At 45.9% G+C, this 6,870-nt stretch carries 12 protein-coding genes and 1 tRNA gene; all 13 read left to right on the top strand.

The genetic code is table 11. The annotated features are described in order from the left end of the window. Nucleotides 1-18 precede the first annotated feature (18 nt). The 13 genes from VN429_RS08070 to VN429_RS08015 all read left to right on the top strand — a co-directional run bounded on the left by VN429_RS08070 (nt 19) and on the right by VN429_RS08015 (nt 6,820). Complete coding sequence (locus VN429_RS08070) at nt 19-1,440, top strand: NAD(P)H-hydrate dehydratase (protein WP_325631897.1); 1,422 nt, start codon at nt 19-21, stop codon at nt 1,438-1,440. Then, on the top strand, nt 1,437-1,910 hold the full coding sequence (moaC, locus tag VN429_RS08065; RefSeq protein WP_325631895.1) for a cyclic pyranopterin monophosphate synthase MoaC: 474 nt from the start codon (nt 1,437-1,439) through the stop codon (nt 1,908-1,910). The genes VN429_RS08070 and moaC overlap by 4 nt, the downstream gene beginning before the upstream one ends. 101 nt (nt 1,911-2,011) lie before the next feature. Next, nucleotides 2,012-2,602 (top strand): 50S ribosomal protein L15e, encoded by a 591-nt coding sequence (locus VN429_RS08060; RefSeq protein ID WP_109970007.1) that lies wholly within the window; start codon nt 2,012-2,014, stop codon nt 2,600-2,602. Beyond that, nucleotides 2,583-3,263: an RNase P subunit p30 family protein gene (locus VN429_RS08055; protein ID WP_325631891.1), complete on the top strand. Its 681-nt coding sequence runs from the start codon at nt 2,583-2,585 to the stop codon at nt 3,261-3,263. The genes VN429_RS08060 and VN429_RS08055 overlap by 20 nt, the downstream gene beginning before the upstream one ends. Beyond that, complete coding sequence (locus VN429_RS08050) at nt 3,260-3,748, top strand: Rpp14/Pop5 family protein (protein WP_325631889.1); 489 nt, start codon at nt 3,260-3,262, stop codon at nt 3,746-3,748. The genes VN429_RS08055 and VN429_RS08050 overlap by 4 nt, the downstream gene beginning before the upstream one ends. After that, nucleotides 3,738-4,457 (top strand): archaeal proteasome endopeptidase complex subunit alpha, encoded by a 720-nt coding sequence (gene psmA / locus VN429_RS08045; RefSeq protein ID WP_325631887.1) that lies wholly within the window; start codon nt 3,738-3,740, stop codon nt 4,455-4,457. Before VN429_RS08050 ends, psmA begins: the two co-directional genes overlap by 11 nt. Nucleotides 4,458-4,483: 26 nt before the next feature. Next, nucleotides 4,484-5,179, top strand: coding sequence for a ribosome assembly factor SBDS (locus VN429_RS08040; RefSeq protein WP_325631885.1), 696 nt, complete (start codon nt 4,484-4,486; stop codon nt 5,177-5,179). Between the two features lie 53 nt (nt 5,180-5,232). Continuing rightward, on the top strand, nt 5,233-5,520 hold the full coding sequence (locus VN429_RS08035) for a 50S ribosomal protein L37ae (protein WP_325631883.1): 288 nt from the start codon (nt 5,233-5,235) through the stop codon (nt 5,518-5,520). Between the two features lie 7 nt (nt 5,521-5,527). After that, the gene (locus tag VN429_RS08030; RefSeq protein WP_109940869.1) at nt 5,528-5,662 is read left to right on the top strand and encodes a DNA-directed RNA polymerase subunit P; all 135 of its coding nucleotides are present in this window, start codon (nt 5,528-5,530) and stop codon (nt 5,660-5,662) included. Then, nucleotides 5,659-6,063 carry a hypothetical protein gene (locus VN429_RS08025; protein ID WP_325631877.1) on the top strand — a complete coding sequence of 135 codons (405 nt, stop codon included), beginning with the start codon at nt 5,659-5,661 and terminating at the stop codon, nt 6,061-6,063. The genes VN429_RS08030 and VN429_RS08025 overlap by 4 nt, the downstream gene beginning before the upstream one ends. A 6-nt stretch (nt 6,064-6,069) precedes the next feature. Continuing rightward, the gene (locus tag VN429_RS12575) at nt 6,070-6,345 is read left to right on the top strand and encodes a KEOPS complex subunit Pcc1 (protein ID WP_414675297.1); all 276 of its coding nucleotides are present in this window, start codon (nt 6,070-6,072) and stop codon (nt 6,343-6,345) included. Then, the gene (locus tag VN429_RS08020) at nt 6,342-6,704 is read left to right on the top strand and encodes a prefoldin subunit beta (protein WP_325631875.1); all 363 of its coding nucleotides are present in this window, start codon (nt 6,342-6,344) and stop codon (nt 6,702-6,704) included. The genes VN429_RS12575 and VN429_RS08020 overlap by 4 nt, the downstream gene beginning before the upstream one ends. A 31-nt stretch (nt 6,705-6,735) precedes the next feature. Then, nucleotides 6,736-6,820 (top strand) — tRNA-Leu (locus VN429_RS08015). The last annotated feature ends 50 nt before the right edge of the window (nt 6,821-6,870 follow it).

The raw sequence follows: 6,870 nt of genomic DNA, 5'->3' as shown, positions 1-6,870 counted from the left end.
GAGACAGTAGATGATAATATGAGGTTTTGGACAGATTCAAACCAGATAAAAAAATATCTTGATGGACAGATCATCTCTCCTGAAAGAATGAGGGTAATAGATGCAAATGCAATGGCCCTTGGAGTCAGTGATCTTCAACTTATGGAGAATGCCGGGCACGCCCTTGTCGAGGTCGTCCGCAGATATCATCCTGCCTCTATTCTAATCCTATGTGGTTCAGGAAATAACGGAGGAGATGGCATGGTTGCTGCACGGCTTCTTGCACATGAGACAGAGGTCACAGTCATTTATCACAATAGTTCAACCATGTCTCCTGCATGCAAAACACAATTATCTATTCTCCAAAAATGTGCAGTAAAACTTCTCCCAGTACGATGCAGGGACGATGTTTATTCCTTAAAACACCTCTTTTCACGATCTAACCTGATACTAGATGCCCTGCTTGGAACCGGTATGGCAGGAGATGTAAGAGAACCTCATAAGAGTTGTGTAATCCTCGCCAATGAAACAAAATTACCGATAATATCAGCAGATATACCCACCCCTGGTATTATTCCCACAATAATATGTTCATTCCATCGGGCAAAGTCAGAAGGGGCAGAAACTGCTGATATTGGTATCCCCGTTCTTGCGGAGATTAGCACAGGTCCTGGGGATTTGCTCATGATCCCGGACAGGAATCCTTCAGCGCATAAAGGAATCGGAGGAACCCTCCTTGTCATAGGAGGAGGACCTTATCAGGGAGCACCTTATCTTGCAGGTATGGCTGCACTCAGGGCAGGAGCAGACATCGTCCGTGTAGCATCACCCTCTCCTCTCCAGTTCCCTGACCTTATTCACATACCAACCAAGAATAAACAGGTATCAGAAGATGACATTGATAATCTTGCCAACCTGTGTGAGAATGCTGATGTTGTCATCTGCGGCATGGGACTCGGACCTGATTCACATGAAGTTGTCACTAAAATCGCCCCTTTCTGTAAAAAAGCAGTATTTGATGCTGATGCCCTGCGTCTTCCCCTCCCTGTCGCAAAAGAAACAATATATACCCCTCATGCAGGTGAATTTACACGCATTACCGGGATTAATCCAGGGGCAGAAATTCATGCCCGGGCTGATGTAGTTAAAAGGGCATCAGATAACGGAACGATACTCCTGAAAGGAGTGACGGACATTATATCAGATGGAAAGCGGATCAGATTTAACCAGACCGGAACGCCTGCGATGACAACAGGTGGGACCGGAGACGTTCTTGCAGGCGTATGCGGAGCATTATTTGCTGTGCTTCCATCATTTGATGCCGCATGTGTCGGAGCCTATGCAACCGGATCTGCCGGAGAACTCGTTACAAAGCAGACCGGATACGGACTCACTGCCCAGGATCTCATTTCTGCCATTCCTCAAATCCTCTACAGACATATTATAGAGAGGGACCCATGACGGAATTTACACATATAACAGATGATCGCGTCCGTATGGTTGATGTTTCGTCAAAGAACGAAGTCAGCCGCGAAGCCTTAGCTTCGGGAACAATTATACTGCGTCCAGAGACACTAAAGGCCATTGCAACTGGATCTACCATTAAGGGGAATGTTCTCGCAACTGCACGGGTAGCAGCAACCCTCGCAATAAAGGACACCTTCAGAATTATTCCAATGTGCCACAATATTCCGGTCCATGGAATTGACATTGATTTTGAACAGGATGAAACATCCATCACAGCGCGCGTGAAGGTCATCTCAAGCGGAAAGACAGGAGTTGAAATGGAAGCCCTGGTAGGGGTCAGCACGGCACTCTTAACCATATGGGATATGGTAAAATCTGCAGAAAAAGACGATAACGGACAGTACCCTGTCACTCTCATAAAAGAAATCCGGGTAGATGAGAAACAGAAGGGGCAGCACCCATAAAGGAACGGCAATAAATAGCAGTGCTTCCCATAAAGTAAGGAAGACGGGACAAGTCCCGTTTAGGAATGTAGCCTGATTACAGGCTGAACCTTGGAGATATTATGGCAAAATCGATGTATGCATACGTCAGGGATGCATGGAAAGTTCCGGCAAAGTCCGGAGTTCGTGCCCTCCTCTGGGAGCGTATGCAAGTATGGCGCAGGGAGGGCAGCGTAGTGCGTGTCACCCGGCCAACTAGAATTGACCGGGCACGTTCACTCGGCTACAAAGCAAAACAGGGAATTGTTGTTGTACGAGTGAAAGTCCGCCGTGGTGGTCGAAGAGCGTCCCGGTATGTCAGAGCCCGCAGAACTGCACGGATGGGTATCAATAAGCGCACCATGGGGAAGAGTATTCAGCGGATCGCAGAAGAGCGGGCCAGCAGAAAATACCCGAACATGGAAGCCCTGAACTCATACTGGGTTGGTGAGGACGGAAAACAGAAGTGGTACGAGGTTATTTTAGTTGATCCACACCACCCGTCAGTCATCAATGATTCCAATCTCAACTGGATCAGCCAGACCGGACACCGCGGTCGTGCAGAGCGTGGAAAAACCAGTGCTGGTATGAAAGGCCGTGGAATGGGCAAGCGTGGAATTGGTACTGAAAAGTGCCGCCCCAGCGTCAGGTCCAATGCCAACCGGGCCAAATAACCTTTTTTTAATGCAGTATATTGACGGCTGTATATTCTTATTTCAATCAGGTTCCTGTTCGGTCAATCGTACGATCAGCGAATTGAAAGAACTTGGATATAGCGGGATGGTTGCCTGCGGTATAAACCAGAATCAAATACCTGCGGGCAGTTTTCAAATAGTTCCAGCCCGGTATATCAGAGGGACTAATCTTAAAAAAATCCAGAGAGATGTCCAGGACCCTACAGGAAAAGATCAATACTGCATGGCCCAGGCAGGAGAAAACGGGTTAAACCGTTCTCTCTTAACCCTTTCCGGAGTTCACGCTCTTTGTGATCTCCATATTGCCCCTAAAAATGCATTCGACCGATTCTGTGCACAACTTGCCGCCGAACGAAATATTGCCATAGATATCAGGGTCAGACCACTCTGGGAACTGAGAGGAGTATCAAGGGAGCGGGTGATTCGGGTCTATGAAGAACTTCTTCTTTTGCAGAACAGGTATGAATTTCCACTCACAATCTCAACCGGCGCCCTAACACCGTATGACATGAGAAGTGTCAGGGCTGTAAAGATGCTTCTTGCAGAGATAGGGATGGACATGGATCTTATCTGCAGGTCATTTTCATCTGTTCCCAGCCTTCTGGTAAAAAATAGATCTGTTCAGGAGATTTCTGAATGAGGCTCAGACCCTCAATGCGGGAAAATTACCGGTACATTCTCACAAGAGTTGTATCGAAAGAGCAGATTGATGCCAAAGATATCTACCTGGCAATATCAGATTCATTTAACTCACTTTTTGGAGAGATTCAGGCATCATATGCCTGGGTTGCGGTAATGGAGTACTCACAGCCATATACTATTATCAGATTCAGAAGAGGGTATGAGCAGAAAGTTGAGACTGCAATGGCTACGGTTACTAATATAAAAGGTGCAATAGCAGTTTTACACCCACTGAAAACATCAGGTACTATCAAGACAATCAGAGAAGAGATCTGCAAGAGTGATAATTCATACAGGTCATGCAGAGTTAAATTTCATGAGGAATGGTTTTCTGTAAGAATTTTACCACGGGGATGGATCGATCTGAAAGAGAAGGGAATTAATCCTAATATACCCCTCTATATAACAGAAGAGGATATCGAGGACCTGCACTATGATGAATAATAACCAAGCTGCATATGATCGGGCGATAACCGTCTTCAGTCCTGACGGACGACTCTATCAGGTTGAGTACGCCCGTGAAGCGGTCAAAAGAGGAACTACTGCTGTCGGAATTAAATGCCAGGATGGAGTGGTTCTGATCGTTGACAAACGAATCAACTCCCGCCTTCTTGAAGCAAATTCGATTGAGAAGATCTTCAAGATTGATGAGCACATCGGAGTTGCTTCTTCAGGACTTGTTGGTGATGCACGAGCTCTGGTAGACAGAGCACGAGTCGAGGCACAGATAAACCGTATCTCATATGACGAACCCATTGATGTCGAGACGCTTTCAAAGAAACTCGGGGATCATATGCAGACATATACCCAGTTTGGTGGAGCCAGACCATATGGGACAGCTCTATTAATTACAGGTATATCTGACGGTGAGTTCAGACTTTTCGAAACTGATCCAAGTGGTACACTTCTGGAATACAAAGCAACAGGGATAGGTACCGGAAGGCCGGCTGTAATGAAACTCTTTGAAGAGGAGTATACCTACGAGTGTTCACTGGATGATGCAATAAAACTCGGGCTAAAAGCACTCCATGAAGCTACTGAAGGGAAGTTTGATGTCTCTACTGTAGAAATCGGAGTGATTTCACGAAGTGAAGGCATCTTCAGAAAGATGACCCGGGAAGAAGTCGCAACATACATTGATCAGCCCGCGTAAGCAGGGCGGCAAGAGGGGATGAGAGGATGATACCACTAGATCATGCAGTGGTTGCCAGAATTGAGAGCCATGGAGAACGGTTTGAAATTCTGGTAGATCCAGATATCGCAGCAAAAATCCGTCAGGGTAATTCAATTGAGATAGAGGATGCAGTTGCTGCCCTCTACATATTCGAAAACGCATCGCAGGCAGAGAAAGCATCAGATGAATCTCTGAAGAAAGCATTCGGAACAATATCTTTCCAGGAGATTGCAACAAAGATCATAACGAAGGGAGAGATTCACCTCACTGCTGAGCAGCGCAGGGCTATGATAGTAGAAAAACGCCGGCAAGTGATATTCTTCATTGCACGAAATGCAATCAACCCGCAAACGGGTCATCCACATCCCCCTCAAAGAATCGAGATGGCAATGGAAGAAGCCAAAGTAAACATCGATCCCTTCCGCAGTCTGGAAGAACTTGTCAAGGATACGATGAAACTGCTTCGACCCCTCATCCCAATAAAATTTGAGGAGGTCAAGGTCGCTGTACATATTCCCGCAGATTATGCACCCCGTGCCTATGGCGAAATCCAGTCTTCAGCTTCAATAGAGCAACAAGAGTGGCAGAAAGATGGTTCTTGGATCTGTGTTGTAACTATCCCGGCAGGAATACAAAACGAATTCTACGATCTGATCAACAAGATTAGTCGTGGAGAAGCCGAGACCAAACTTATCAAGTAACTATAAGTGGATTCAGAACATATAACAAAGGACATTCGATAGAGGTATCTTGTATGGGTAGTGTCAAGACAAAGGCCAAAGGAAGGGTTTCCGGATCAACAGGTCGCTTTGGCCCACGATATGGTAGATTTATCCGCAAACGTGTTCGTGAAATTGAAGTAATATCAAAAGCTGCTCACACATGTCCACGGTGTGACAATATTACTGTCCGGAGAGTCGGAACAGGAATCTGGGAGTGCAAAAAGTGTCAGTTTAAATATGCTGGCGGCGCATACGTCCCGGTTACTCCAAACCTGAAGATTGCACTCCGCGCAATTGAGCGAACAGTAAAGGAGGGATAAACCTACCATGCCAGGCTCATATAAATGTGCCCGGTGCAAACAGAAGGTTGAGATCGATATAAATGTCCGCTGTCCATTTTGTGGGCACCGGATACTCTTCAAAGAACGAGGAGCAGCGATCAAAGAACTGAAAGCCCGATGACTCTGGTAACCACATCACGCCGTTCAACCACTGAAAGTAGAGGTGTGGCAAAGGATCTCGCATTTGCTTTAGGGGCACGGTATATCGCCCGCGGCAAACGAGGTATTCGGGAACTTTTAGATACAGAATCATCTTTTTTCATCATCTCTCATGACGAGAAAGGCCTCATGTTACGTTGGTACCACAACGGGTCCCCTGAACTTGAACGAAAGATCACTACATATGAATGTAGATCACGTGAGGGAGTATTAACCAGAGGGGTCATTACATCAGATAAAGGATTGTATGAAAGGCTAAACCCATTATTTCCGGTTTTCATTCAGGATAATGACATACCAGTCCTTATTATCGATGGCCCACAACGTCGTCAGAGTTTTTTGAAACTGGGAAAGACGGAATAGAATACCATGCATTCTGCATTATTCAGGATAGAGACAAATTCTGCATTAATCATTTGTAAAGCAGTTGCTCCTGAAGAAGAGGATGAAAAAAATGGATTCAGATCTCATGGACAGTGCCGGATGATATCCCATGAATGCTTGGAGATATCAATTTCTGCCACAGACCTTCCCGCACTCCGGGCATCGTTAAACTCATGGCTACGCCTCATACAGGTTGCATCCGAGATGATTGATAGCACTCAAATCAGAGCAGGTATAATGATAGAGGGAACCTCATTATGAATTCAATTCCACCCAAGGTGCAAAATCAGATAAATATGCTGCAACAACTGCAGCAACAGTTACAGACTGTAGTAAACCAAAAAAACCAGTACGAACTTGCTGCTCAAGAGGCAAGAAGAGCATCGGAAGAACTTGGTGATGCTCCTGAAGGGGCCGCGGTATACATGACAGTGGGAACTGTAGTTATTGAAAAACCGCGCGAGCAGGTACTGGAAAAACTGAATGAGAAAGTGGAAACATTTGAAGTCAGAATAAAGTCCATCGAGCGTCAGGAAAAAGCACTTCAAGAGAAATTTGAAAAACTACAGGCACAGGTAAGACAGGTCCTCGACGGGGGAAGCACCCCGGAAGCTGCCTGATATCCCTGTTAAACCTCTATCTCATTATTGCGTGGGAGTATCCGAGCCAGGTCAAAGGAGTAGGATTTAGGGTCCTATCGCGCAGGCGTTCGGGGGTTCGAATCCCTCCTCCCACATTTTTTTCAGAAATTATTAATGCATCATCAAAATAACGACGATATTACAA

This window comes from Methanospirillum sp. (genome assembly GCF_035560735.1).
Classification (GTDB): Archaea; Halobacteriota; Methanomicrobia; order Methanomicrobiales; family Methanospirillaceae; genus Methanospirillum.
This window is presented reverse-complemented; position numbering and strand designations above follow the sequence as displayed.

Bases quoted from the DNA above. Each gene is read 5' to 3' on its own strand.
- VN429_RS08070 (WP_325631897.1), top strand. From the start codon at position 19: ATGAGGTTTTGGACAGATTCAAACCAGATAAAAAAATATCTTGATGGA.
- moaC (WP_325631895.1), top strand. From the start codon at position 1,437: ATGACGGAATTTACACATATAACAGATGATCGCGTCCGTATGGTTGAT.
- VN429_RS08060 (WP_109970007.1), top strand. From the start codon at position 2,012: ATGGCAAAATCGATGTATGCATACGTCAGGGATGCATGGAAAGTTCCG.
- VN429_RS08055 (WP_325631891.1), top strand. From the start codon at position 2,583: ATGCCAACCGGGCCAAATAACCTTTTTTTAATGCAGTATATTGACGGC.
- VN429_RS08050 (WP_325631889.1), top strand. From the start codon at position 3,260: ATGAGGCTCAGACCCTCAATGCGGGAAAATTACCGGTACATTCTCACA.
- psmA (WP_325631887.1), top strand. From the start codon at position 3,738: ATGATGAATAATAACCAAGCTGCATATGATCGGGCGATAACCGTCTTC.
- VN429_RS08040 (WP_325631885.1), top strand. From the start codon at position 4,484: ATGATACCACTAGATCATGCAGTGGTTGCCAGAATTGAGAGCCATGGA.
- VN429_RS08035 (WP_325631883.1), top strand. From the start codon at position 5,233: ATGGGTAGTGTCAAGACAAAGGCCAAAGGAAGGGTTTCCGGATCAACA.
- VN429_RS08030 (WP_109940869.1), top strand. From the start codon at position 5,528: ATGCCAGGCTCATATAAATGTGCCCGGTGCAAACAGAAGGTTGAGATC.
- VN429_RS08025 (WP_325631877.1), top strand. From the start codon at position 5,659: ATGACTCTGGTAACCACATCACGCCGTTCAACCACTGAAAGTAGAGGT.
- VN429_RS12575 (WP_414675297.1), top strand. From the start codon at position 6,070: ATGCATTCTGCATTATTCAGGATAGAGACAAATTCTGCATTAATCATT.
- VN429_RS08020 (WP_325631875.1), top strand. From the start codon at position 6,342: ATGAATTCAATTCCACCCAAGGTGCAAAATCAGATAAATATGCTGCAA.